The organism is Pseudomonas sp. AM4(2022), from assembly GCF_036346515.1.
GTDB lineage: Bacteria > Pseudomonadota > Gammaproteobacteria > Pseudomonadales > Pseudomonadaceae > Aquipseudomonas > Aquipseudomonas paracarnis.
On sequence record NZ_JAOTNW010000032.1, the window covers coordinates 1 to 25,385 of the forward strand.

Genomic DNA, 25,385 nt, shown 5'->3' on the forward strand with positions numbered 1-25,385 from the left:
GATGCCGCTTGGACCAATGGTCCGATGCAGTGGCGCGCCGACCGGGCTGCCGTCCCGTGCAACGGCTTGCAGCATCACAGGCGTGTTGCCGATAGGCACGAATTGGGTGCTTTCGAACAGATGCACCAGGGTCAGCCCGCCCTGGGCTTTGCATTGAGCGACCGTGCGGCTGGGTTTGTCGGAAGAGATCGGCGCGACCAGTGCGACGTCTTCCCCAACCTTGAACACCTGCTCCACACTAAGTGCCGAACCACTTAAGAAGCTGTCGGCCCACTTATCAAAGGTATTCAGGCAGGTGCGGAAATCCGCGAATACGCGCTCAACCTTCGGCGCTTCGGGATCCATGGGCACCAGCACCAGGTTGGCCAGTACCGAGATCAAGAGACAGCCCCATTCATCAGGGCTCTAACGAACACCACCATCTGCAATCCCTCGCACTGTTCAATCAGGCGAGGGACTTTGCAGCGGTTTTCAGGTCAGGGGAGTAGAGCTTATCCGGCAGTTACGTGGGACGTTTCAGCAACCCTGTCGCGCAGCACCAGGCTGCACAGCGCCGGCAAAAACAACAGCGTCAACACCGTGCCCACCAGCACACCGCCAATCAGCACATAAGCCAGGGACGACCAGAATACCGACAGTGTCAGTGGAATAAACGCCAGCGCCGCCGCCAGTGCGGTCAGGATCACCGGGCGGGCACGCCGCACGGTGGCTTCGATAATGGCCTCGCGAATCGCCATGCCGTGGTCCTGGTTCTGGCGGATCTGGTCGGTAAAGATCAGCGTGTTGCGCATCAGAATGCCGCCGATGCCAATCAGGCCCAGGATCGCGTTAAAACCGAACGGCTGGTTGAACAGCAACAAGGTCGGCACTGCACCAATCAGGCCCAAAGGCGCGGTAGCGAACACCATGAACATCACGCCGAACGAGCGCACCTGGAACATGATTACTGTGAGGGTCAGCAGGATCATGATCGGGAACAGCGCCGCCAGGGCCACGTTGGCCTTGGCGCTTTCCTCAACCGGGCCGCCGATATCGATTTTGTAACCACTGGGCAGCTTGGCGATCAGCGGTTGCAGGTCTTTGTACACGGCCATTTCCACATCGGGCGGTTGCACGCCGTCGATGATGTCGGCGCGTACCTCCACGGTGGTGGCGCGGTCACGGCGCTTGAGGATCGGTTCTTCCATCACCGCCTGGAAATGCCCGACCTGGGCCAATGGCACCGACGTACCGGCGCTGTTGGTCAGCGTCATGTTGTTGAGGTTGGCCAGGTCTTCGCGTTGGCTTCCTTGGGCGCGGGCCACCACTGAGACGGTACGGTTGCCTTCGCGGACTTCGGTGATCGGGTTGCCGCTTAGCAGGGCGTTGAGTTGGGACTTGACCTCATCCGGCGTGAACCCCAGTAGACGCAAGCGATCCTGATCCAGCACCAGGCGATAAGCGCTGGCGCGTTCGCCCCATTCGAGAAAGGCGTCGCGGGTCAAGGGGTTGCTGGCCACCACCTGGCGCACCTCCTCGGAGAGCCCGCGCAACACGTCCAGGTCTGGCCCGGACACACGGAACACCACCGGGAACGGCACCGGCGGGCCGAACACCAGTTGCGTCACCCGCACCCGCGCCGCTGGAAACTCTCCGGCGGCAATACGCTCGCGCATGCGCTGTTTCAAGGCATCGCGGGCATGGGAGTCCGGGGTTTGCACGATCAGCTTGGCAAACGCAGGGTCGGGCATTTCAGGGTTCAACGACAGGAAAAACCGCGGTGCACCGCCGCCCACATAGGTGTCGACCATGCGGGTCTGCGGCTCTTGCAACAGCGCCTTCTCCACCTGCGCCGCCACCGCTTCGGTGCTTTTGAACGCACTGCCGGGTGGCATATACACTTCCAGAATCAGCTCCGAGCGGTCGGAATCCGGGAAGAACTGTTTCTTCACCACCGCCATACCCAGGCCGCACACCACGAACGCGGCCACCACCAGCCCGGTCACCAGCCAGCGTCCGCGCACGCAGGCCTCCACCAGGCTGCGCAGTTTCTGGTAGTAGCGCCCGGCATAAATCGCATCATGCCCGCCGGGCACTGGCTTGATCTGCGGCAACAATTTCACGCCCAGGTAGGGCGTGAACACCACGGCTACCAGCCAGGATGAAATCAGCGCGAAACCCACGATCCAGAAGATATTGCCGGCGTACTCACCCGCCCCGGAGCGCGCAAACCCAACCGGCAGAAACCCGATGATGGTGACCAGGGTGCCGGTCAGCATCGGCGCCGCCGTGGAGCTCCAGGCATAGGTGGCCGCGTGGATGCGGTCAAAGCCTTCTTCAAGTTTGACCACCATCATCTCGATGGCAATGATCGCGTCGTCCACCAACAGGCCCAGGGAGATGATCAATGCACCGAGGGTCACGCGATCGAATTCGCGGCCTGTGACCAGCATGATCACGAACACGATCGACAGCGTCAGCGGCACGGCGGCCGCCACCACCAGCCCCACGCGAAAGCCCAGGGCCAATAGGCTGATCAGCATCACCACGGCCAGGGCGACGAAGAATTTGAGCATGAACTCATTCACGGCCAGGCTGATGTTTTTCGCCTGGTCGGAAACTTTGGCGAAGTTCACGCCCAAGGGCAGGTCAGCCTGGATTTTGGCTTCCTGGGCCTGCAGGCTCTTGTCCAGTTCCAGGCCGTTCCAGTGCTTCTCCATGATCACGCCGAGCATCAGCGCCGGGTCGCCCTGATGGCGGATGCGGTAACTGGGCGGGTCTTCATAACCGCGGCTCACGGTAGCCACATCGGCGATGCGCAATACGCGGCCATTGACTTGCAGGGGCACGTTCTCGATCAAGGCCAGGCTGTCGAACGCGCCGTCGATGCGGATATAAGCGCGGGCGCCCGCCGTTTCGACGAAGCCTGAGGGCGCCACAGCGTTTTGTGCGGCGAGCACGGCGAAGATCTGTTCGGGCTTGATGCCCAGGGTCGCCAGGCGCTCATAGGAAAACTCCACAAACACGCGCTGGGCCTGCTCGCCAAGGATGTTGACCTTCTTCACCCCTGGCAGGTTGAGCAAACCCTGGCGCAGTGCCTCGGCCATTTGCACTTGTTGGCGATGGGGCAGGTGTTCGGCTTCCAGGGCGTACAACGCAAAGTACACGTCAGAGTATTCATCATTGAAAAACGGCCCGATCACGCCCTTGGGCAGGCGCGTGGCTTCGTCGCTGAGTTTTTTGCGGGTCTGGTAGAACAGTTCCTGAATCTCGCTCGGGCGTGTGGACTCCAGGAAGGTCATGCGCATCGACACAAAGCCTGGCTGGGCGATGGTCTCGACGCGGTCGTAGTAGTCCAGTTCCTGCAGGCGCTTTTCCAGGCGATCGGCCACTTGCTCCTGCATCTCCTGGGCGGTGGCGCCGGGCCAGGCGGCGGTGATGGTCATGACCTTGACGGTAAACGAAGGGTCTTCGGCGCGGCCCAGCTTGCCGAACGCGAAGACCCCGGCGACGAGGATCGCGATCAGCAAAAACAGGGTGACGGCGCGGTGTTTGACGGCCAGTTCGGAGAGGTTGATCCCGCGCATACTCATTGATCCTGCTGACGGTTGAGGGCCAGCGCCTGGGCGGGCAGCAAGCGCACCGTATCGCCGCTGTGCAACAGGTGAGCGCCGAGGGCGACGATGGTTTGGCCGGGTGTTACGCCGCTGTCGAGCAAGGCGTCTTCCTGGCCGAGGCTGGCGACCTTCACCGGGGCGAAGCTGATCTTTTGGTCATCGCCAATCAGCCAGACGCCCGTGCCTTGCCCCACATCCTGCAAGGCGCCAATGGGCACGCGGGTTTGCAGGGGCTGGCCGTTGCCTTGCAGGCGCACGGTGATGGTGGAGCCGAGGGCGAACCGCTCGACCGGACCCTGTAGCACATAACGTGCGCGGTAGGTGCGGGTGACCGGGTCGGCGCTGGCGGACAGTTCGCGCAGGGTGGCGGTCACGGCCTGGTCCGCTGCGCCAAAGGGCAACGCCAGGGCTTTTTGTGCGGCCAGGTCACGCTGGTTTTCCGGCAGGTTGACGATGGCTTCGCGGGCGCCGTCATGGGCCAGGCGTGCCACGATTTGCCCTTCGGCCACCACTTGGCCGCGATCGGCCAGCACGTCGGTGATGATGCCGTCGCCATCGGCCTTGAGTACCGAATATGTGCGACGGTTTTCGATCTGGCTGGCATCCGATTGCGCCGCGGCCAGTTCGGCCTGGGCGACGCGCAGGTTGGTGGCCGACTGGTCGAAGATCTGCCGCGACACCGCGCCGGTACTGGCCAGGCGCTGGTAACGGTTTTCATCATCACGGCGCTGGCGCAGTTGGGCCTGGGCGGCGTTGACGCGGTTTTTGGCCGAGCGCAGCGCCAGTTCGAAGTCGCCGATATCCAGCACCAACAGGGTGTCGCCACGGGAGACGTGCTGGCCGGGGTCGACCTTGCGCTCGATCACCTTGCCGCTGACCCGAAAGCCCAGGTTGCTTTCAGTGCGTGCCGCCACCACGCCGGTATAGGCGCTTTGTTGGGTGCCGGCTGCTTCGACTGTGGTGGCCAGCACCGGGCGCGATGTGGGCGCTTGGGCCGCGCTGTCGGCCTTGCTGTTACAACCACTGAGTACCACCAGCAGAGCCAGGGGCGTAAGAAGGCGCAGGGGGAGAGGGGGCATGACGAACTCCAGGGTGACCATAGGGCAAAAAATTATGGACATAATTTTTTGCTCATATTATGGTCGAAATATAAATTAATCCAGCCCCCGGATATTCCCCATGGCAAACGCCCCGGCACCCTCACGCAGCTTGCTGTTCTTGCTGGTTGCCCTCACCGCATTGGGTGAAGTCTCGACGCAACTGATCATTCCCGGCCTGGGTGCCATTGAGCACGCGCTGCTGGCGCCGCAAGGCTCGGCCCTGATGGCGCTGTCGGCGTTCGTTGCCGCGTTTGGCCTGGGGCAGCTACTGTTCGGGCCGCTGTCGGACCGTATCGGCCGGCGGCCGGTCTTGATCGGGGGCCTGGCACTGTACGTACTGGCGACGCTGTCGATGTTGCTGGTCACCGACATCCAGCAATTTATCGCCGCCCGAGTGTTGCAAGGCCTGGGCGCGTGCGCCGCGTTGGTACTGGCGCGCACCGTCGTGCGCGATGTGTGGAAAGCCGAGGCAGGCCCGGCCCTGGCGCTGACCATGATCGGCATGTTGTATGCCATCGTCGTTGCGCCCATAGCCGGGGGCTTGCTGATCAAATTGCTCGGCTGGCAGGCACCCATCGCCCTCGCACTGGTGATCGGCAGCCTGGTGTTATTGCTGGCGCTGCTGTTCTTTCGCGAGAGCAACCATCACCTTGATCCCAGGGCCGCACACTGGCGCACCCTCGGCGGGCAGTATCTGGACCTGCTCAAGGGGCGCCAGTACCGTGCTTACGCCGTGGCCCTGGCGTGTACCTACGGCGCGATGTTTGCGGTGATCGCCGGTTCATCGGCGGTGTTTATCAATCTGCTGGGGTTCAGCAGCCTTGAGTACGGGCTCAACTTCGGGCTGATTGTGTCGATGCTGATCGTGGGTTCCACTTATACCCGGCGTAATATTCAGCGCCTGGGGCCGCAGCGCATAGTGGCGTTGGGTGTGACGATGGTGGCGGTGGGCGGGGTGGCAGCCGTGGCGATTTACGGAGTGTTCGGGCTGTCGGTAGTGGGGCTGGATATTCCCATCGCCCTGGTCACGCTCGGCGGCGGCCTGGTGCTGCCGGGATCCGTTACCGGGGCCGTGATGCCCAATGCGCACCGCGCAGGTTTAGCCGCCGGGCTCATGGGATTCGCACAGATGTTCGGCGCCACGTGCAGCGGGTTGTTGCTGAGCCAGTTACGCGATGGCAGTGCCGCGCCGATGATCATTATCCAGGCCGGGTTTGCACTGTCGGCGCTGGTTGCCTTTCAACTGCTGCGCCAGCGCCAGGTTAAAACACTGTCCTATATATAGAACGATCAGGGCCATTTTTACCGGCTAGTGCTCAAGGGTGAGACGATTTAAGGTGTACTCACTTTGGAGGTACACCATGAAAAAGCTGATTGGTATCTACACCAGCCCCCGCGCCCACTGGGTCGGCGATGGCTTTCCGGTACGCACGCTGTTTTCCTACGACACCATGGGCAAGCACATCAGCCCATTCCTGTTGCTGGATCACGCAGGTCCAGCCGAATTCACCCCGACTGAACAACGTCGCGGCGTCGGCCAGCACCCGCATCGCGGTTTTGAAACCGTGACCATCGTCTACGACGGCGAAGTCGAGCACCGCGATTCTACTGGTGCCGGCGGCAAAATCGGCCCGGGCGATGTGCAATGGATGACCGCAGCCAAAGGGATCCTGCACGAAGAGTTTCACTCCCAAGACTTCGCCCGTAGTGGCGGCGCACTGGAGATGGTGCAACTGTGGGTCAACCTGCCGGCCAAGGACAAAATGGCGGATGCCGGTTACCAGACCATCGTCGATGGCGACATTCCGGTGCTGCCATTGGCAAACGACGCCGGCCACCTGCGCCTGATCGCCGGGGAATTTGCCGGTACTCAAGGCCCGGCTCGCACCTTCACGCCGATTGACGTGTGGGACTTGCGCCTCAACGCCGGTAAAGCGGTCACGCTGGACCTGCACGCCGGGCGTAACACGGCCTTGGTGATCCTCAGCGGCACTGTGCTGGTCAACGGCAAAGAAGTCGCGCGCCAAGGGCAACTGGCGTTGTTCGAGCGTGACGGTGATCAGATCACCCTGGAGTCCAACGACGACGCCAAGGTGCTGCTGCTCAGCGGCGAACCCATCGACGAGCCCATCGTCGGCCACGGTCCGTTCGTGATGAACACCGAGCAGGAGATTCACCAGGCATTTGCCGACTTCCAGTCGGGCAAATTCGGGCAGATGCATGCCTGACGGTTCACCGCAACCCCCTGTAGGAGCGAGCTTGCTCGCGAAGAACTTCAACATACCGCGCTCAATCAGACAGCCCGCGTGATCGTTGTGGTTTTTCGCGAGCAAGCTCGCTCCTACATTTTGTTTCCAGGGTTCTGATTTCATGCGATCTTCTCGGCATTCGCCCTGGAGTCGCCTGGATGCCCTCATTTATCGCTGATCACCCGATGCTGTGCGCCGTGGCGTTGATCCTGATCGACATCGCCGTGTGGCGCCTTATTTCCCCCAATCTGGCCAACTGGAAACTCGCAGCGCGGCTGGTGATTTTCGCGGTGTTCAGTGCCGTGCTGTTCAACGACGGCATGAACCCCATGCAAGCGGCGCCTTATGCCGATGACACCACTTTGCATCTGGCGGCCACGGCGTTGCAGATCGGCTGGTGGCTGTTCGCGGCGCGCACCCTCACGGTGTTGCTCGGCGCGGTGATGATGCAGCGGGTCGGCCATACCGGGCGTTTATTGCAGGACCTGATGGGCGCGGTGATTTTCCTGATCGCGATCATCGCCGCCATGGCCTACGTGCTCGATCTGCCGGTCAAGGGCGTGCTGGCCACTTCCGGCGCCGTGGCGATCATCGTCGGCCTGGCGTTGCAAAGCACCCTGAGCGATGTGTTTTCCGGGATCGTCCTCAATACCACCAAGCCTTACCAGATCGATGACTGGATCTCCATCGACGGCACCGAAGGCCGTGTCACCGATATCGACTGGCGCGCCACGCGCCTGCAAACCTCCCAGGGCAGCCTGGCGGTGATTCCCAACTCCCTGGCGGCCAAGGCCAAGATCATCAACTTCTCGCGCCCGGCAGACATGTTCGGCCTGGCGGTCAGCCTGCAAGTCAGCCCCCATGCGCGCCCGCAAACCGTGATCGAAGCGCTGGAGCGTGCGATGCAGGGCTGCCGGCCGTTGCTGTCCCAGCCGGCGCCCAGCGTCGCGTTCAAAGCGTCCACCGGCAGTGGCGTGGAATATGAGATCAGCGGCTTTGTGCCGGCCATGGGCCTCAAGCGCGAAACCCGCAACCTGCTTTACGACCTGGCCTACCGGCATTTGCAGGCGGCCGGCGTGGGGCTGTTGTCTGCCACCGAAGGCAGCACGCCGCCTGCGGTGTCTGGCGCCCGCGCCTTGCTGGAGCGCTCGTCGATCTTTTCCACCTTGCGTCAGGAAGAGAAAGACACCTTCAGCCAGAACATGACCCTGCACACCTACCGCGCCGGTGAGATGATCCTGGCGGCGGGGGAGGTCAGCGATCACCTGTTCATCATCGAGTCCGGCGTGGTCTCGGTGCTGTTGATCAAGGACGGGCACAAGTTCGAGGCTGGGCGCATGGGCCCGGGGGAGGTGATCGGTGAGTCCGGCATTCTCTCAGACCAGGCGGCGCTGGCGGATTTCTCGGCCAAGACCTACTGCACGCTCTACCGCATCGAAAATGAATACCTCAAGCCGTGCCTGGACGCTCGGCATGATATCGGCGAAGCCATGAAAGCGCTGCTGGATTTCCGCCGCCATGCCGCCCAGGCCTTGACCGAAGACGCACCTGTGGTGCCGGTGAAGAAGGGCTTCATCCAGTGGCTGAGGAACCGCGGCCTGTAGATTGGTCACCTGTTCTTCGCCCGGATTGGCTATTTCTCCAGAACGCTGCGCTGACTACTCTGCGCACCTATCCCAACGTTCTGGAGTTTCACCATGCAAACCCGTACCGATTTCTACACCGCTTCCCCAGACGCGATGAAAGCCATGCTCGCCCTGGAAGCGGCGGTCGGCAAACTTTCCATCGAACTGCCACTGCTGGAACTGGTGCGCCTGCGGGTCTCGCAAATCAACGGCTGCGCGTTCTGCCTCGACATGCACACCGCCGATGCGCGCAAGGGCGGCGAGACCGAGCGGCGCCTGTACACCCTGTCGGCCTGGCGCGAAACGCCATTTTTCACCCCACGTGAACGCGCCGCCCTGGCCTGGGCCGAAAGCCTGACCCTGCTCAGCCACACCCACGCCCCGGATGAAGACTTCAATGCCCTGGCTGCCGAATTCAGCCCACAGGAGCAAGTCGACCTGAGCGTGGCCATCGCCACTATCAACAGCTGGAATCGCCTGGCGGTGGGGTTTCGCAAGATGCCCAAGTAAGGCATCAGTCGGGTTTGAAATAACCACGCGGGGTGCTGCCGGTCATGCCTTTGAAAAAGGCGATCAGCGCACTGTCGCTGGCAAAGCCCAGTTCAAAGGCGCAGTAGCCCAGGCTGCGCCCGGTGGCGAGCAGTTCGATCACCCGCATCAGTCGCCACTGTTGGCGCCACTGCTGATACCCCAGGCCGGTTTCCTTGAGGAAAATCCGGCCAATGGTCTTGGTGCTGGCGCCAATGTGCTGTTCCAGTTCCTGCAATGTCGGTGGCAAGCGGTCGAGTTGGGCCAGCAAGGGTGCCAGGCGCTTGTCGCGCGGCAACGGCAGGAGCAGGGGCTGCTCGACCGCATGGCGGATTTCGTCCAGGCACAGCCCAAGCAAGTGGGCATAGCGGCCGGTGTGCCAATCGGTCTCGAAGGGCGCCATAGCCATCGGTTCCAGTACGGCCCGCAGCAAGGTGCTCACTTGGATCACTCGCACCTGCGCGGGTAACTGCCCGGCCAGGGCCGCGCTCACGTACACCGACCGGTAATCGACTGCGTGCTGCATCACCGCGCGATGAGGCAGGCCGCACGGTATCCAGGCAGCGCGGGTGGGCGGCAGCAGGCACAGTTGAGTGTCCAGCGTGATGCGCGTGCAACCTTGCTGGGTGAACAGCAACTGCCCGCGCTGGTGGCGATGCATGCCGGAGTCGTGATTGCCCAGCACCGCGGCGATGCCGATCACGGGAGCGGCAAACGCGTCGGGATTGAACGATGCAGTCGCTTCGAGCCAAGCCATGGTTTGTCCGATTTCATGGATAAAATGTCGAAGTCTGGATAATACCCCAGTTGGCGCGCCCTAGAATTCGTCCATTGTTTTTATGGATGGACCTGGTGATGAAGTCTGGAAATTTGCTGATGCTGACGATGGCCTTGCTGATGTTCCCGCAATTGGCCCAGACCCTGTACAGCCCGGCCCTGGGCGATATCGGCCGGGTGTTCGCGGTCGCGCCTGAGCGGGCGGGGCAGACACTGTCGGTGTACTTCCTGGCCTTCGCTTTTGGTGTAGTGGTATGGGGGCGCTTGAGCGATCGTTGGGGGCGGCGGCCCGTGATGCTGATCGGGCTTGGGATTTATGCAGGAGCGTCGGCGCTGGCCTTGAATGTGACTACATTCAGCGGTTTGTTGCTGGCCCAGGCGTGTGCTGCTTTCGGTGCGGCGGTGGGGTCGGTGGTCACGCAGACCGTGTTGCGTGACCGGTTCCACGGCGCCGGACTGGCCCAGGTGTTTTCGCTGATGGGCATTGCGCTGGCGGCCAGCCCCGCCATCGGGTTATTCAGCGGTGCAAGACTGGTGGAGTGCTTTGGCTATCGCGGCGTGCTTGGCACGTTGCTGCTGCTCGCACTGGGGTTGTGGGCCTGGTGCCTGTGGGCCTTGCCGGAAACACGCCCGGCATCGTTGCCCACGGCCGCCCTTGGCCAGACACTCGGATTGATGCTCAAGGATGCCGGAATCTGGCGCTCGGTCGGATTGGTGGCAGCCTTCAATATTGCGCTGTTCAGCTATTACAGCGTAGGGCCGTTTATCTTCGCGCACCTGGGGCGCTCCACTGCCGAGTTCGGCTACAGCGGCGTGCTGCTGGCGTTGGGGTCCGGCCTGGGGGCGTGGCTGAACAAAGCCTTGCTCAAGCGTGGTATGGACAGCGATCAATTGGTGTTTGTCGCTGCTGTAGTGGCGGTGGTGGGGAGCCTGCTGGTACTGGCTCTGCAACACAGCTGGTTATTGGTATGGCCGATGTTGCTGGTGGTGCTGGCATTCGGCATGGCGATACCCAATGTGCTCGGCGGCGCGTTAGTCGACTACCGCGATCGTCTCGGCACTGCCGCTGCCTTGTTCGGCTTGCTGTATTACCTGGTGATTGGTGGCGGGCTGACCCTGGTGGCATGGACCCAGGACCTTGGCTGGAGCCTATTGGTATGCGGCCTGGCGGCGTTGTGGCTGGCAACGCCGCGGGTCTTCAGAAGTTGACCGATGCACTCAGGCGCGCCGTCAGCGGTGCGCCCTGGAACAGGTAGTCATCGCCCATGTATTCGCCGGCGTCGCGCCAGTAGCGCTTGTCGAACAGGTTATCGACGCTCAGGCGAAACACCGTCTCGTAGCCATCGACCTTGGTGGTGTAGCGGCTACCGACGTTGACCACGGCGTAGTCACCCACTTCCACGTTGCCGGTGCGATTGGCGGACTTCTTAGCGCTGTATTGCACGCCGCCCAATACCGCCAGGCCGTTGACCCAGGGCAGGGCGTAGTCGGCATACACACTGGCGCGCAGCTTGGGCACGTTGATCGCCTGGTGGCCTTCGTATTCCGGCGTGCCGCTGCCGCTCACCCGCGCTCGGATGGCGGCCACGCTGGTGGCGATCTGCAGACGGTCGGTGGCCCAGCCGTTGGCGGACAGTTCCAGGCCGGTGTTTTTCTGCTGGCCTTGCTGCAGGTAGGTGAAACCGTCACCTTCGGGTTTGGCGTACTGGTAAGCCTGGCGCGTCTGGAACACGGCGGCGGCGAAGCTGATACGGCGCCAGTCGTATTTCACCCCGGCTTCGATCTGGCGCGATACGGTGGGGGCGAGTGTTTCATCCGCATTGTTTGCGAACCACGGCGCGGTGCCGCCCAGGGACAGGCCCTTGCTGTAGCTGGTGTACAGCGAAACGTTGTCCACCGGCTTGTAGATCAACGAGGCCTGGGGCAGGAACACGTACTGTTGGGTGTGGCGTGTCTGGTTGCCGGTGACGCTGTCGAAGGCTTTTTCGTCCAGGCGCACTTCACGGCCGCCGAGGATCGTTTGCCATTGCTCGTTGAAGCGGATGCGGTCGGTGACGAACAGCCCGTACTGGCGGCTGTCGAGGTTGCGGTGGCTGTCGTTCAGCGGCTTGTCGGTCGGGGGAAAGCTCGGCACCTCTTCGTTGATATTGGCGGTGCCGATGAGTTCGTTGACCGACTTGCGTTTGTCGATCACCCGGCGAAACGCGCTGGTGCCAAAGGTCAGTTCATGGCCGATGCCGGCGGTGTCGAAGAGGCCGGTCATGGCCGCCTGGATTTCGTCGTCGCGACGAGTGTCGTCCGGGCTGCGGTAGTCGTAGACGTCGTAGTTGCCTTCGGGGCTGAAATAGTTCGGCACGCTTGCGGCACTGCAACTGGGCGAACCATAGCAACCCCAGGCAAACGAGCTGTAGTCATCAATCACCACCTTGCTACGCGCCGCGCTGACACTGCCTTTCCACTGATCGCTGAAACGGTACTCGAACTTGCCGTTGAGGTTCAGCGAATCAATCCCGACCTGCTTGCCGCCCGTCTGGTGCCCCAACAGCTTCTTCGGTGAGGCGCTGTGGGGCACTTCGGTGCCGCCCAGCAGTTGATAACCTGGCACCGAGCGCTGTTGTTTGTTCTGGTATTCGGCGTCCAGTTGCAGCACGGCGTCGGGGCTGATGTTCCAGTCAAAGGCCAGGGACACGAAATCGCGCTGGCCGTTGGCGTGTTCCACATAGGAGTTGAGGTCTTCATGGGCGACGTTGGCGCGCAGGCCGAACTGCTGCTCGCTGCCAAACCAGCCGCCGACATCGGTGGCGATGTAACCGCTGCCACGATCATCGGTGGACACCGTCACCGAGCGCATATCCTGGGGGCGTTTGGTCACGTAGTTGATCACCCCGCTGGGCTCGGAAATGCCGCTCTGCAAACCGGCCAGGCCCTTGAGCACTTCCACCTGCTGCTTGTTTTCCAGGGCGACGTTCTGCTCGCCGGTGATGGTGCGCCCATTGATCTTGTAACTGCTGGCCGCGTTCAGCGAAAAGCCACGCACCACAAAATTTTCGTAATAGCCAATGGGCGCGTAACTGTCGCCCACCGAGGCATCGTTGCGCAGCACTTCACTGAGCAAGCGTGCCTGCTGGTCCTTGATCAGGGCGGCGTTGATCACGGTGATCGAGGCGGGGGTGTCCAACAGCGGCGTTTCATCAAAACCACCCACCGACGCAGTTTCACTGCGGTAGACCGACTCATCCTGGCCCTGGACCTTTACCGTCGGCAACTCGATCTCGGCGGCCAGGCTGCTGCCGATACCGCCACTGAGCAACAGGCCGAGGGCGAAATGTGAGGTGACGACGGGGCGGAAACGCAAAACCATGGGTAAAGGCCTTAAAGCGCTGGGCGGGGGGCGCATAAGCTAGGCATAACGGCGGGATTTTACAAGTTATGCAGCAGGGCTCTGCCACACCGCTAATCGAATGTGGGAGCTGGCTTGCCTGCGATAGCGGCCTGTCAGTCGCTGAATTATTGCCTGAACCACCGCTATCGCAGGCGAGCCAGCTCCCACAGGGGATTGGATTTCAACCAAAGCGCTTCAGGGTCTCGCTGGGCAGCTCCCGGAACAAAGCACGATAGCTGTTGGAAAACCGCCCCAAATGCCAGAACGACCAATTCATCGCCACCTCGGCTACGGTGGTATCAGCGCCACTTAGCAACTCACGCCGTGCCCCATTCAACCGACGCAACCTTAACCACTGCGCCGGGCTCATCCCCGTGTAGGTCTTGAAGCCTTGCTGCAGGTGGCGCAGCGGCACGCCGGCAATCTGCGCCAGTTCCAGCAGGTTGACGGTTTCGTCCGGCGCATCCGCCGCCCACTCACCGATGCGTGCCATCAAGCGGCGTTCTTCGCCGCGCTTTTGCAGTGAACTGCGGTCCAGGCACACGCAGGCGTTATCGAGGATAAACAGGCAGTCATCGAGCAGTTGCTGGGTGAGGGCATCGCGGCTGATGGGGTCGGTGAGTGCAGACAAGCGCGTGAGCGTGCCACTGAGCCAGCGGGTGAACAGCGCGTTCTGTTGGCAGGTCAGCGGTGCCATGAACAGGCCTTCGAGCTTGGCCACATCCAGGCCCTGGCGCTGGACAAACTGCGGGCCGAACACCACGGCCACTTCGCGGTAGTTTACCGGGGTGATCCAGGTGTTGCGGCTTTCGCCATTGAGCAGGTACAGCGCGTTGTCACTGGCGTCGAAACAGAACGCCAGGGCGCCGGCAGGTGCGTTGAAATGCTGCTCCACCCGGGTGTTCATGCACTCTTCGTAGACCTGCACGCCTTGCAGGTCGAGGTAGCGCACGCGCCCGGCAAAATGCCCGGGGGACATCTGCTGGTACTGCTGCACCCAGCCGGGTGTCGCACTGCATTGGGCGGCCACATCGCCGGTGGCGAAGGCCTGTACGCGCAAAGCGGTTGCCTGTGTCATGGGTGATCCGTGCGCACTCTATTGGTGCGTTGTGCCGCGTGCAAAGTGGATAGATGCCGTTTCAAGGCTGGCCCAAGATAGACCTCAATGCGCGGGGAGTACAACCCGGCGTCGCATCCCACCCAAGACGAGGTCCTTATGAACGCCCCCTTCGATCAGCTGTCCACCTGGCTGAAAGAACACAAGATTACCGAAGTCGAATGCGTGATCAGTGACTTGACTGGCATCGCACGCGGCAAGATTGCGCCCACCAACAAGTTCCTGCATGAGCGAGGCATGCGCCTGCCGGAAAGTGTGTTGCTGCAAACGGTAACCGGGGACTTTGTCGACGACGATATCTATTACGACCTGCTGGACCCGGCCGATATCGACATGATCTGCCGCCCGGCAGCCAACGCCACTTACGTAGTGCCGTGGGCCATCGAACCCACCGCCATCGTGATCCACGACACCTTCGATAAGCAGGGCAACCCCATCGAGCTGTCGCCGCGCAATGTGTTGAAGAAAGTCCTGCAGCTCTACACCGACCAAGGCTGGCAGCCGATTGTCGCGCCGGAAATGGAGTTCTACCTGACCCAGCGCTGCGAAGATCCGGACCTGCCCTTGAAAACCCCGATTGGCCGTTCCGGCCGTGCCGAAACCGGCCGCCAGTCGTTCTCTATCGATGCGGCCAACGAATTCGACCCGCTGTTCGAAGATGTCTATGACTGGTGCGAAGCCCAGGGCCTGGACCTCGATACGCTGATCCACGAAGACGGCCCGGCGCAGATGGAAATCAACTTCCGCCACGGCGACGCCCTGGACCTGGCCGACCAGATCACGGTGTTCAAGCGCACCTTGCGTGAGGCCGCCCTCAAGCACAACGTCGCCGCCACCTTCATGGCCAAGCCAGTGGCCGATGAGCCGGGCAGCGCCATGCATTTGCACCAGAGTGTGGTGGAGATTGCCACCGGCAAACCGGTGTTTGTCGATGCCGATGGGGCCATGAGCCCTTTGTTTTTGCACCATATCGGCGGGTTGCAGAAGTACATTCCCATGTTGTTGCCGATGTTCGCGCCCAATGTGAACTCGTTCCGCCGCTTCCTGCCGGACACCTCGGCGCCGGTCAACGTCGAATGGGGCGAAGAGAACCGCACCGTCGGCTTGCGCGTGCCCACTTCGAGCCCAGAGGCGATGCGCGTGGAAAACCGCCTGCCGGGGGCCGATGCCAACCCGTATCTGGCCATTGCCGCGAGCCTGTTGTGCGGTTATCTGGGGATGATCGAGCACATCGAACCCAGTGCCCCGGTGGAAGGCCGCGCCTATGAACGCCGCAACCTGCGCCTGCCGTTCACCCTCGAAGATGCGCTGGCACGCATGGAGGATTGCGACACGGTCAAGCAATACCTGGGCGAAAAATTCGTGCGTGGCTATGTGGCGGTCAAGCGCGCCGAGCACGAGAATTTCAAGCGGGTGATCAGTTCCTGGGAACGTGAGTTCCTGCTGTTGAGCGTCTAAAAACAAGCATAAAAGGGGTGACGATATGCGTCTTTTGAACAAGCTTCTTCCACTGGCCCTGGTCGCGGCGTTCAGCAGTGCCGGCCAGGCGGCGCCGACGGTGAGTGTCTACAACTGGACCGATTACATTGGCGAGACCACCTTGGCGGACTTCCAGGCCAAGACCGGCATCAAGGTGATCTACGATGTGTTCGACTCCAACGAAACCCTGGAGGGCAAGTTGCTGGCCGGGCGCACCGGGTATGACGTGGTGGTGCCGTCCAACCATTTCCTGGCGCGCCAGGTGAAGGCCGGCGCGTTCCTCAAGCTTGACCGCGCGCAGTTGCCCAACTTCAAGAACCTGGACCCCAAACTGCTCAAGTTACTGGAACAGAACGACCCCGGTAATGCGCACTCGGTGCCGTACCTGTGGGGCACCAATGGCATTGGCTACAACGTCGACAAGGTCAAGCAAGTGCTGGGTATCGACCGCATCGACTCATGGGCGGTGCTGTTTGAGCCGGAAAATATCAAGAAGCTGCATGAGTGCGGCGTGGCCTTCCTCGATTCGGCGGATGAGCTGTTCCCGGCGATCCTCAACTACATGGGCAAGGACCCACGCAGCGAGAATGCCGAGGACTACAAGCAGGCCGAAGCCAAGCTGCTGACGCTGCGGCCTTACATCACTTATTTCCACTCCTCCAAGTACATCTCGGACCTGGCCAACGGCAATATCTGCGTGGCTTTCGGTTATTCCGGCGATGTGTTCCAGGCCGCCAACCGCGCCAAGGAAGCCAAGAACGGGGTGAACATTGCGTACTCGATCCCCAAGGAAGGCTCCAACCTGTGGTTCGACCTGTTGGCGATTCCGGCCGACGCGAGCAACCCCAAACAAGCTCATGCGTTTATCAACTACCTGCTTGAGCCTGAGGTGATTGCCAAGGTCAGCACCTCAGTGGGCTATGCCAACGCCAACCCGGCCGCCAAGCCGTTCATGGCCCCGGAGCTGGTGAACAACCCTGAGGTGTACCCACCCCAGGAGGTACTCGACAAGCTCTATATTTCCACCACGCCCACGCCGGCGACCATGCGCGTGATGACTCGCGCATGGAGCAAAGTGAAGTCCAACCGATGATTCAACCCAATGAACATGCCCCGTCCTATTACCGCGCTTCGGCGAATGCCATGGCGCAGCGGCCCGCACTTGAGGCAGACCTGAGCGCCGATGTGTGTGTGATCGGCGGCGGTTTTACCGGGGTCAACACCGCCATTGAACTGGCCCAGCGCGGGCTTTCGGTGATCCTGCTGGAGGCGCGCCGTATCGGTTGGGGCGCCAGCGGGCGCAACGGCGGGCAATTAATTCGGGGTATCGGTCATGATGTCTCCGGGTTTGCCAAATACGTGGGCGAGGAGGGCGTGCGCTATATGGAGCGGGCCGGTATCGACTCGGTCGCCCTGGTGGGCCAGCGCATTGCCGAGCACGGCATCGACTGTGACCTGCGCTGGGGTTTTTGCGAACTGGCTAACACCCCGGCGCAATTTGCCGCGTTCAAGGGCGAACAGGCGCACCTGGCGGCCATGGGGTATGCCCATGAAACGCGACTGGTCGGCCCACAAGACATGTCGCAGGTGGTGGGCTCGACGGTATATGCCGGCGGCTTGGTCGACATGGGCTCCGGCCATCTTCACCCGCTCAACCTGGTATTGGGCGAAGCGCAGGCGGCCGAGGCCCTTGGGGTGCGTATCTTTGAGCACAGCCCGGTGCTGGAGCTGATCCATGGCGAGACGGTGCAGGTGCGCTGTGCAGGCGGCAGCGTGCGCGCAGCCAACCTGGTGCTGGCATGCAACGCCCATCTTGAGGAGCTGGAGCCGCGCTTGAGCGGCAAGGTACTGCCGGCGGGCAGCTACATCATCGCCACCGAGCCACTGCCTGAGCCTGTGGCCCAGCAGTTGATCCCACAGAACCTGGCGCTGTGCGACCAGAAAGTCGGCCTGGATTACTACCGGCTGACTGCCGACCGGCGCCTGTTGTTCGGCGGTGCCTGCCACTACTCGGGGCGCGACCCCCAGGACATCGCCGCGTACATGCGCCCGAAAATGCTCAAGGTATTCCCGCAGTTGGCCAACACGGCTATCGAGTTCCAGTGGGGCGGCAAGATCGGCATCACCGCCAACCGCTTTCCCCAGGTCGGGCGGCTCAAGCAGTACCCCAATGTGTTCTATGCCCAAGGCTATTCCGGCCACGGCTTGAACGTGACGCACTGGTGCGCACGGCTGCTGGCCGAAGGGATACACGCGGGCGCAAGCCAGGGCCTGGATATTTTCAGCCAGGTGCCGCACATGACCTTTCCCGGTGGCAAGGCGCTGCGCTCGCCACTGCTGGCGTTGGGGATGTTGTGGTATCGGTTGCGCGAAGCACTCTGACTCCTGATCCAATGTGGGAGTGGGCTTGCTCGCGAAAGCGGTGGGTCAGTCACTGAATCTTCAACTGAACCACCGCTATCGCAGGCAAGCCAGCTCCCACACGGGTTCTGCGTTGCCCACAAAATCACCGCCCGGTATAGACCCCCTGTGGGAGGGGGCTTGCCCTAATGCCAGTCAGTTAAGGCTTTTTTTGTAGGAGCGAGCTTGCTCGCGAAAAACTTACAGGCGCCGCGTTCATTCAGCGAGCACGCGTTATCGTTGACGTTTTTCGCGAGCAAGCTCGCTCCTACACAAGGCGATGACGCTTAACTGACTGGCATTAGGGCTTGCCCGCTCCCACATTTGAGCTGCAGGGCGTCAGTCAGATAGCCTCAGGTTCGGTCAGCACCTTGCGAAAGGTTTCCACTAATGGCCTCAAGTTGACGCGGTGCCATGCCGCCCACAGCGGTGTGGTGTAGGCCAGCCACGGCAGCTCGCGCAACACCACGCCCGGCGGTGCGTTGCGGCTCAGGCCCTTTTGCACCATCGCCACTCCTAGCCCCGACGCGACCAGGCCCAATGCGGTAAAGGGCTCGCTGGCCTCCATGGGAATCTGCGGGGTGAAACCGGCGCGGATACAGGCGGCGACGAAATCATCGGCCGGGTTGGCGCCAGGTTTGCGCTGCACACCGATCCATTGTTGGTCGGCCAGGTGTTCGGGTAACAGTTCATGTTGTTGAACCAGCGGATGCTGTTCGGGCAGAGCCAGCAGCATCGGGTCGTCGAGAACTTGCCAGGCGGTCAGATCCGGGTCGTCGGCGGCAGGTGGTTCGCCCACCAGGGCGATGTCCAGGCTGCGTTGGCGCAAACCTTCGAGTTGTTCCAGGGAGGGCAGGTTATACAGCTTGATATGCACGGCGGGCCTATCGTCGCGCAGTATGCGCAAGGCGTTGGGCAATACACCGGCGTGCATGGCGTTTTCGATATAACCGATGCACAAACCGCCTTCTTCGCCGCGGCCCAGGCGCTTGCCCAGAGACTCCAGACGGTTGGCATGGGTCAGCAGTGCTTTGGTTTCGGCCAGGAAAGTCTGGCCGTCGCGGGTCAGGCGGATGCGCTGCTGGCTGCGTTCGAACAGGGTCAGGCCCAGGCGCTCTTCGAGCTGGGCGATCTGCCGGCTCAGGGGCGATTGGGAAATGTGCAAGCGCTCGGCGGCGCGGCCGACGTGTTCTTCTTCGGCCACCACTTCGAAGTAGCGCAACTGGCGTAGATCAATCATGTAAGACCTGCAAGGACTCAAGTTGGTCGCAGTATGTCTTGGACGGTCTGATCAGCGCAATCTAGCATCTGCTCAACGGTCATAGCGACCTCGCACCGATTAAGGAACCACCATGAGCTTGAAAGACACACTGCCCGGCGCACTGGGCTTTGGCACCGCCCCCTTGGGCAATATGTTTCGCGCGATCCCCGAAGAGGAAGCCCAGGCCACCGTCGAGGCCGCCTGGAGCGAGGGCGTGCGTTACTTCGATACCGCGCCGTTCTACGGCTCGGGCCTGTCGGAAATTCGCCTGGGCCAGGCGCTGTCCAACTATCACCGCGATGACTACGTGCTCAGCACCAAGGTCGGCCGGGTGATTCTCGATGAAGTCGAAGAAACCGCCCGTGACCTTGGCGAAAAAAGCGGCGTATTCGAACACGGCCGCCCGAACAAAATACTCAATGACTACAGCGCCGACGCCACCTTGCGCTCCATTGAAGACAGCCTGACACGCCTGCAAACCGATCGCCTGGACATCGTGTGGGTTCACGACATTGCCCAGGATTTTTACGGCGACCAATGGCTGGAATACTTCAACCAGGCCCGCACGGGTGCCTTCAAAGTACTCACCCGTTTGCGCGAGCAAGGTGTGATCAAAGCATGGGGGCTGGGCGTCAACCGTGTCGAGCCTTGCGAATTGACCCTGGACCTGACCGAAGCCCAGCCTGACGGCTTTCTGCTGGCGGGGCGCTATACGCTGCTGGACCACGACCGCGCCTTGCAGCGCCTGATGGACGCGGCCCACGCCCAGCAGGTCGAGATCGTCGTCGGTGGCCCTTACAGCTCCGGCATCCTCGCTGGCGGTACGCATTTTGAATACCAGCAAGCCAGCCCGGCGATCATTGCCAAGGTCGAGCAGATCAAGGCGATTGCCCAGGTGTTTGGCGTCAGTATCAAGGCCGCTGCGCTACAGTTTTCACTGGCGCATCCGGCGGTGGCGGCGGTGATTCCCGGTGCCAGTCGTCCGGGGCGGATTGCCGAAGACGTCGCGGCGTTGTCTGAACAGGTTCCAGCAGCCTTCTGGCAAGCGTTGCGCGAGGCCCGCTTGATCTCGGACCGTGCACCTTTGCCTCTCTCACGTTAAGGAGCTTGAGCATGAAGATTGATGTAAGCGGCAAAGTGGCTATTGTCAGCGGCAGCACCGCCGGTATCGGCCTGGGCATCAGCCAGGCCCTGGCGCAATCCGGTGCCACGGTGGTGGTGATCGGGCGTGATGCAGGCAAGGTGGACGACGCCTTGGCGAACATTCGCCAGGCGGTTCCCGCTGCTCAACTGCGTGGTTTAGTGGCCGACCTCGGGACCGTTGAAGGTGCACAGAAACTCTTCGCCGCCGAACCCCGCGCCGACATCCTGGTCAACAACCTGGGCATCTTCGACGCGGTGGATTTCTTCGACGCGCCGGACAGTGAGTGGGCGCGCTTCTATGAGGTCAATGTGATCTCCGGCGTGCGCCTGGCGAGGCATTATGTGCCGGGTATGGTCGAGCAGGGCTGGGGCCGGGTGATCTTCGTGTCGTCGGAGTCCGGCGTGGCGACGCCGGCCGACATGATCAATTACGGGGTGACCAAAAGCGCCAACCTGGCGGTGTCCCACGGCCTGGCCAAGCGCCTGGCGGGTACTGGGGTGACGGTGAATGCTATCTTGCCGGGGCCGACCTTTACCGATGGCCTGGAACACATGCTCAAGGACGCCACGGCCGAATCCGGGCGCAGTGCCCGAGACGAAGCGGATGTATTTGTGCGCCATGCGCGGCCCACCTCGATCATCCAGCGCGCGGCCAATGTGGATGAAGTGGCGAACCTGGTGGCGTACATTGCTTCACCGCTGTCTTCGGCGACGACCGGCGCCGCGCTGCGGGTCGACGGTGGCGTTGTCGACAGCATGGCAATCTGATTTTTTCCTGACTGGAGTATTGATCGTGGCAACAGCGTCTTCTGTGATTGAAATTGCGGTGCCGGCCGACCAAGTCTGGCAACTGATTGGCGGCTTCAACAGCCTGCCTGACTGGCTGCCTTTGATTGCCAAGAGCGAGCCGAGCGAGGGTGGCCGTGTGCGTCACCTGACCACCGCTGACGGCGGCGCGATTGTCGAACGTTTGCAGACCTTCGACAACGTGGCGCGCACCTACAGCTACACCATTGAAGCATCGCCGTTTCCGGTGAGTGCTTACTTGGCGACTTTGCAGGTTGAAGCGCTGACGGAAACCTCGGCGAAAGTGACCTGGTCTGGCGTGTTCACGCCGGCAGCGGGTACCACCGATGCGCAAGTAGAGGCATTGTTTGCCGGTGTCTACGAAGGCGGGCTTGAGGCGCTGCGCGGTAACTTCTAAGGATTGTGGCGAGGGAGCTTGCTCCCGCTGGACTGCGTAGCAGTCCCACAAAGAGCGGGGCCGCTTCGCGCCCCAGCGGGAGCAAGCTCCCTCGCCACAGGTGGGTTTTAGCCTAAATGGAGCAAGGCTGCCGCGACAGCCTCTGCCGGCGTCATCTGCGCCGTATCCAGCCTGAACGGTGGCGCTTCCCAGCGTTCATACTCATGCACCTGCACCGATTCCCAGGTCGGTGGCACCAGCCCGGGAATATCGCCCACACGGCCTTCGACTCGACGCCGATGCGCCTGCTGATCGGAACACACCACCTCGATATTGATCAGCGCCACATCGGCGGCTGTCGCCACCGATTGCCAGGCATCGCGGCTTTCCTTCACCGGGTTCACACAATCGGCGATCACCCGCTGCCCCAGGCGCAGGTTACTCAGCGCCAGCGCATTCGCCACAGCGTAGCCACTGGCCCCCACATCGCCCGCCAACACCGCAGCCTCCCGCAGCGCCTGCTCAATCACATCGATACGCAGGTAAACCGCGCCCAACTGTCGCGCCAGCTCCCTGGCAATCGTGGTCTTGCCACTGCCGGGCAAGCCGCTGAATACAATAAGCATGACCCTTCAACCCCCTGTAGGAGCGAGCTTGCTCGCGAAAAACGCCAACAATAACGCGTACTGCCTGAATAAACGCGGCGCCTGTGAGTTTTTCGCGAGCAAGCTCGCTCCTACAGTGGTATTAGAACCGCTCGACTCATTTCACCCACAGGAGCGCCCATGACCCTGCCGTTCGTGAAGATGCACGCCCACGGCGACGACTTCATTATCATCGACCGCCGTGGCGAGGATAACCCCATTACTGCGCAGATTGCCCGTCACCTGGGTAACCGCCGCACCGGCATCGGTTTCAATCAACTGGCGGTGGTGCTCGACTGTGAGGAGGCTGCTGCGCGCGTTCAGTTCTGGAACCCGGACGGAACACGCCTGCAAACCTGCGGCAGCGCGACGCGTGGCGTGGCCGATCGCCTGATGCATGAGACAGGCGCCGAGACCATCGTGCTGCTTAGCGACCGCGGTTTGCTGACGTGCACACGTGCTGATGGGCAGCGGGTGTCGGTGGACATGGGCGCACCCTCGCTGGACTGGGCGTCTGTACCCTTGGCCAAGACGATGGACACCTGCGTGTTGCCTATCGACGGCCAGCCGGCAGCGTGCAGCATGGGCAACCCGCATTGCACGTTTTTTGTAGAGGATGTGACTGCGCTTGATATTGAGGCCATGGGCTCGACCCTGGAAGTTCACCCGCTGTTTCCGGCCGGGACCAATGTGCATTTTGTGCAAGTACTGGACCGCGGCCATATCCGCCTGCGTATCTGGGAGCGTGGCGGCGGTGTGCCGCTGGGGTCCGGTTCATGCTGTTGCGGGGCGGTCGTCAACGGCATCCGGCGAGGGCTGCTCGATGAGCGTGTGGAAGTCCAGTGCGACGGTGGCGCGGTCACGGTGCAATGGGACGGCCAGGGCGGGGTGATATTGACCGGCCGGGTCGAGCCGATCATGCAGGGCACCGCGTACCTGGACTAGAACTTCACGGTAAACGTGGTGCCGGCGCTCGCACAGGAACTCACCGCCACATCACCGCCATGCACCCTGGCCAGTTCGCGCACGATATACAGGCCCAGGCCTACGCTGCGCACGTCGCTGCCCTGGTCGGTGCCGCGGGTCATGGGTTCGAACAACCCGGCCAGCAGGGGTTGGGGAATCGCCGGGCCGTGGTTATGCACCGCGACCGCGCAGGTGTTATCGCCCAGGCGCGAGGTGATCGTGATCGGCTGCAACAAGTCGCCATAGGCCACGCTGTTGGCCACCAGGTTACCGATCATCTGTTGCACGCGGTCGGCGTCCAGGCACGCGTCACCCTGGCCCTCGGCGTGATGCACCAGCGTGGCCTTGGGGAAGGCCACCCGCAGTTCGTCGACGCTGCGATGAATAACGCCATGCAGGTCCAGCGGTTGCGGTTTGATGGTGATGCCCTGGCCGACCCGGGCCTGGGTGAAGTCCAGCAGGTCGGCGATCATGCGATGGGCGCGTTCGGATGACTGGCCGATGTGCCCCAGTAGCTGGTGCTCCTTGGCCGTGCGCTCGCCGCGCTGGAGAAAGTCGGCGGCCATGCGGATCGCAGTCAGAGGGTTTTTCAGGTCGTGGCTGACAATCGCCACCATCTGTTCGGCAAACAACGCCCGGCGCTGGGCAATGGCGTAGGCCTCGCTCAGTTCGGCCTGGGCCTGTTGCAGGGCCAGCTCCGTGGCGGTTTTTTCTTGCAGCAGTGCTTCGGCCTGCTTGCGGGCATTGAGCAGTTCGCGCTCGTACTTGTCACGATCGGTGGTGCCGAACAGCGCCAGGTCATACACCACGCCGTCCGGCTGCTGGCGCCGGTTGGCATTGAGCAAGACCGTGACTTTGTGCCCGTTGCAATGGCGGATGTCGAGTTTCACCTCGGTGACGCTGCCGTGCATGCGCAGCATTGGCGCCAGGTGCGTCTGGTAAAAAATCCGCCCGCCCATGGCCAGCAGGTCCTGGAAACGCCGGCCCAACAGTTGGGCCGCACTGAAACCCAGCCAATCGCACAAGCGCGGGTTGACGTGCAGGATCGTGCCATCCTCCTGGGTCACCGCCAGGGCACAGGCCGCGCTGTCAAACAGCGGGTCAACGGGCATTAGCAGCCGCCCAGGGGGCCAGGAACCGGTCCATCGTCGTGGCACACGCCTGGGGGGCGCTCATATGCGGGCAATGGCCGACATTCTCGACCAGGCAATAAGTGCTGTTAGGTAATACGGCGTGCAGGTATTCACCCACGGCCACGGGGGCGATCAGGTCGTCGGTCGATTGCAGGATCAGCACCGGGGTGGTCAGGCCGCATACATCCTGGCGGTTATCCGACAGGAAGGTCACGCGGGCGAACTGCTTGGCGATGTCCGGCTCGGTGCGACAGAAGCTGTCGGTGAGCGCCTCGCTCAGGTGCGGCTGCGTCGGGGCGCCCATGATCACCGGAGCCATGGCGCTGGACCAGCCCAGGTAGTTGCTGTCGAGGGTGTCGAGCAGGTCGTCGATGTCGTCGCGCTTGAAACCGCCGACATATTCCTCGGTATCGATATAGCGTGGCGATGGGCCAATCATCACGTGCGCGGCAATGCGCTGCGGGATGAAACGGTCGGCGAGGGTGCCGATCATCGCGCTGACCGAGTGGCCCACCAGAACCACCGGGCCTTGGGCGTAGGCGTCGATAATCTCGTTCAGGTCATGGGCATAGCCATCCAGGCGGCTGTATTTGGCTTTGTCGAACGCACTCAAGTCCGACAGGCCGGCGCCGACCAGGTCATACAGCACCACGCGAAAGCGCTCGAGAAAGTGCGGTGCCAGGGCATCCCACATGGCCTGGTTGCAACCAAAGCCGTGGGAAAACACCAGCGTCGAGGGACCGTTGCCCATCACATGTACATTGTTGCGGTGACGTAGGTCCATGGGGTTCTCGTGGATGGC

22 protein-coding genes are annotated in these 25,385 nt (G+C 62.1%); 12 read left to right on the forward strand and 10 right to left on the reverse strand.

Annotated features, from left to right (window positions below; translation table 11 throughout):
* The 3 genes from ODQ19_RS26370 to ODQ19_RS26380 form a co-directional block, all read right to left on the reverse strand.
* The coding region (locus ODQ19_RS26370; protein ID WP_330211643.1) for a hypothetical protein at window positions 1-381 on the reverse strand (381 nt) is incomplete at its 3' end.
* Between the two features lie 110 nt (window positions 382-491).
* Window positions 492-3,566 carry an efflux RND transporter permease subunit gene (locus ODQ19_RS26375; protein WP_330211644.1) on the reverse strand — a complete coding sequence of 1,025 codons (3,075 nt, stop codon included), beginning with the start codon at window positions 3,564-3,566 and terminating at the stop codon, window positions 492-494.
* Between the two features lie 2 nt (window positions 3,567-3,568).
* A complete protein-coding gene (locus ODQ19_RS26380; protein ID WP_330211645.1) occupies window positions 3,569-4,675 on the reverse strand; it encodes an efflux RND transporter periplasmic adaptor subunit in 1,107 nt (368 codons plus the stop codon).
* Window positions 4,676-4,775: 100 nt separating this feature from the next.
* Between ODQ19_RS26380 and ODQ19_RS26385 the strand changes: the two genes are divergently transcribed.
* The 4 genes from ODQ19_RS26385 to ODQ19_RS26400 all read left to right on the forward strand — a co-directional run bounded on the left by ODQ19_RS26385 (window position 4,776) and on the right by ODQ19_RS26400 (window position 9,080).
* Entirely contained in the window at window positions 4,776-5,981 is a 1,206-nt protein-coding gene (locus ODQ19_RS26385; RefSeq protein WP_330211646.1) for a multidrug effflux MFS transporter, read from the forward strand.
* A gap of 76 nt (window positions 5,982-6,057) precedes the next feature.
* Entirely contained in the window at window positions 6,058-6,924 is an 867-nt protein-coding gene (locus ODQ19_RS26390; protein WP_116668098.1) for a pirin family protein, read from the forward strand.
* Window positions 6,925-7,103: 179 nt separating this feature from the next.
* Window positions 7,104-8,549, forward strand: coding sequence for a mechanosensitive ion channel family protein (locus ODQ19_RS26395; protein ID WP_116668099.1), 1,446 nt, complete (start codon window positions 7,104-7,106; stop codon window positions 8,547-8,549).
* Window positions 8,550-8,642: 93 nt separating this feature from the next.
* On the forward strand, window positions 8,643-9,080 hold the full coding sequence (locus tag ODQ19_RS26400; RefSeq protein WP_005788953.1) for a carboxymuconolactone decarboxylase family protein: 438 nt from the start codon (window positions 8,643-8,645) through the stop codon (window positions 9,078-9,080).
* A 4-nt stretch (window positions 9,081-9,084) separates the two neighbouring features.
* Here the strand turns inward: ODQ19_RS26400 and ODQ19_RS26405 are convergent, their stop codons facing one another.
* Entirely contained in the window at window positions 9,085-9,855 is a 771-nt protein-coding gene (locus tag ODQ19_RS26405; protein WP_330211647.1) for an AraC family transcriptional regulator, read from the reverse strand.
* A 98-nt stretch (window positions 9,856-9,953) separates the two neighbouring features.
* Between ODQ19_RS26405 and ODQ19_RS26410 the strand changes: the two genes are divergently transcribed.
* Entirely contained in the window at window positions 9,954-11,084 is a 1,131-nt protein-coding gene (locus ODQ19_RS26410) for an MFS transporter (protein ID WP_330211648.1), read from the forward strand.
* Here the strand turns inward: ODQ19_RS26410 and ODQ19_RS26415 are convergent.
* The gene (locus tag ODQ19_RS26415) at window positions 11,074-13,236 is read right to left on the reverse strand and encodes a TonB-dependent siderophore receptor (RefSeq protein WP_330211649.1); all 2,163 of its coding nucleotides are present in this window, start codon (window positions 13,234-13,236) and stop codon (window positions 11,074-11,076) included. The genes ODQ19_RS26410 and ODQ19_RS26415 overlap by 11 nt on opposite strands.
* Before the next feature lie 202 nt (window positions 13,237-13,438).
* The gene (locus ODQ19_RS26420; RefSeq protein WP_116668102.1) at window positions 13,439-14,335 is read right to left on the reverse strand and encodes a helix-turn-helix domain-containing protein; all 897 of its coding nucleotides are present in this window, start codon (window positions 14,333-14,335) and stop codon (window positions 13,439-13,441) included.
* 138 nt (window positions 14,336-14,473) lie between these two features.
* On the opposite strand from ODQ19_RS26420, the gene ODQ19_RS26425 reads away from it, so the two are divergent.
* The 3 genes from ODQ19_RS26425 to ODQ19_RS26435 are packed head-to-tail and all read left to right on the forward strand — an operon-like array spanning window position 14,474 to window position 18,235.
* Window positions 14,474-15,832 carry a glutamine synthetase family protein gene (locus tag ODQ19_RS26425; RefSeq protein ID WP_057710179.1) on the forward strand — a complete coding sequence of 453 codons (1,359 nt, stop codon included), beginning with the start codon at window positions 14,474-14,476 and terminating at the stop codon, window positions 15,830-15,832.
* Between the two features lie 25 nt (window positions 15,833-15,857).
* Complete coding sequence (locus ODQ19_RS26430) at window positions 15,858-16,946, forward strand: polyamine ABC transporter substrate-binding protein (RefSeq protein ID WP_330211650.1); 1,089 nt, start codon at window positions 15,858-15,860, stop codon at window positions 16,944-16,946.
* Window positions 16,943-18,235 (forward strand): NAD(P)/FAD-dependent oxidoreductase, encoded by a 1,293-nt coding sequence (locus ODQ19_RS26435; RefSeq protein WP_330211651.1) that lies wholly within the window; start codon window positions 16,943-16,945, stop codon window positions 18,233-18,235. Before ODQ19_RS26430 ends, ODQ19_RS26435 begins: the two co-directional genes overlap by 4 nt.
* Window positions 18,236-18,596: 361 nt before the next feature.
* On the opposite strand, the gene ODQ19_RS26440 is transcribed toward ODQ19_RS26435, so the two are convergent.
* Window positions 18,597-19,493: a LysR substrate-binding domain-containing protein gene (locus ODQ19_RS26440; protein ID WP_072447707.1), complete on the reverse strand. Its 897-nt coding sequence runs from the start codon at window positions 19,491-19,493 to the stop codon at window positions 18,597-18,599.
* A gap of 112 nt (window positions 19,494-19,605) precedes the next feature.
* On the opposite strand from ODQ19_RS26440, the gene ODQ19_RS26445 reads away from it, so the two are divergent.
* The 3 genes from ODQ19_RS26445 to ODQ19_RS26455 are packed head-to-tail and all read left to right on the forward strand — an operon-like array spanning window position 19,606 to window position 21,861.
* On the forward strand, window positions 19,606-20,616 hold the full coding sequence (locus ODQ19_RS26445; RefSeq protein ID WP_330211652.1) for an aldo/keto reductase: 1,011 nt from the start codon (window positions 19,606-19,608) through the stop codon (window positions 20,614-20,616).
* A gap of 11 nt (window positions 20,617-20,627) precedes the next feature.
* A complete protein-coding gene (locus ODQ19_RS26450; RefSeq protein ID WP_116665980.1) occupies window positions 20,628-21,425 on the forward strand; it encodes an SDR family NAD(P)-dependent oxidoreductase in 798 nt (265 codons plus the stop codon).
* A 25-nt stretch (window positions 21,426-21,450) separates the two neighbouring features.
* The gene (locus ODQ19_RS26455; RefSeq protein WP_116665981.1) at window positions 21,451-21,861 is read left to right on the forward strand and encodes an SRPBCC family protein; all 411 of its coding nucleotides are present in this window, start codon (window positions 21,451-21,453) and stop codon (window positions 21,859-21,861) included.
* Window positions 21,862-21,968: 107 nt separating this feature from the next.
* Here the strand turns inward: ODQ19_RS26455 and ODQ19_RS26460 are convergent, their stop codons facing one another.
* Entirely contained in the window at window positions 21,969-22,466 is a 498-nt protein-coding gene (locus ODQ19_RS26460; RefSeq protein ID WP_330211653.1) for an AAA family ATPase, read from the reverse strand.
* A 159-nt stretch (window positions 22,467-22,625) separates the two neighbouring features.
* Between ODQ19_RS26460 and dapF the strand changes: the two genes are divergently transcribed.
* Window positions 22,626-23,429, forward strand: coding sequence for a diaminopimelate epimerase (dapF, locus tag ODQ19_RS26465; protein WP_330211654.1), 804 nt, complete (start codon window positions 22,626-22,628; stop codon window positions 23,427-23,429).
* On the opposite strand, the gene ODQ19_RS26470 is transcribed toward dapF, so the two are convergent.
* Window positions 23,426-24,562, reverse strand: coding sequence for a PAS domain-containing sensor histidine kinase (locus tag ODQ19_RS26470; RefSeq protein ID WP_330211655.1), 1,137 nt, complete (start codon window positions 24,560-24,562; stop codon window positions 23,426-23,428). The two genes, dapF and ODQ19_RS26470, sit on opposite strands and share 4 nt — an antisense overlap.
* Entirely contained in the window at window positions 24,552-25,367 is an 816-nt protein-coding gene (locus ODQ19_RS26475) for an alpha/beta fold hydrolase (protein WP_330211656.1), read from the reverse strand. The genes ODQ19_RS26470 and ODQ19_RS26475 overlap by 11 nt, the downstream gene beginning before the upstream one ends.
* Window positions 25,368-25,385: the final 18 nt, after the last annotated feature.